Source organism: Burkholderia sp. Se-20378 (genome assembly GCF_017104665.1).
In the GTDB taxonomy this organism is placed as follows: domain Bacteria; phylum Pseudomonadota; class Gammaproteobacteria; order Burkholderiales; family Burkholderiaceae; genus Burkholderia; species Burkholderia lata.
The window spans coordinates 1-255 of the sequence record NZ_JAAGPG010000183.1 but is presented as its reverse complement, the minus strand read 5'-3'; the positions used below and the strand labels follow the sequence as shown (position 1 = coordinate 255).

Sequence of the window (255 nt, the reverse complement as noted above, 5' to 3'; positions counted from 1 at the left end):
AAAAAACAACCCTCCCCCCCCCCCCCCTCCCCCCCCCCCCTCCCCCCCCTCCCCCCCCCCCCCCCCCCCCCCCCCCCCCCCCCCCCCCCCCCCCCCCCCCCTCTCCCCTCCCCCCCCCCCCCCCCCCCCCCCCCCCCCCCCCCCCCCCCCCCCCTCCCCCCCCCCCCCCCCCCCCCCCCCCCCCCCCCCCCCCCCCCCCCCCCCCCCCCCCCCCCCCCCCCCCCCCCCCCCCCCCCCCCCCCCCCCCCCCCCCCC

At 93.7% G+C, this 255-nt stretch carries 1 protein-coding gene; it reads left to right on the top strand.

The window, feature by feature from the left end; translation table 11 throughout:
* Nucleotides 1-255 (top strand): hypothetical protein (locus tag G3N93_RS42455; protein WP_206133759.1); only part of this gene is annotated, 255 nt, incomplete at both ends.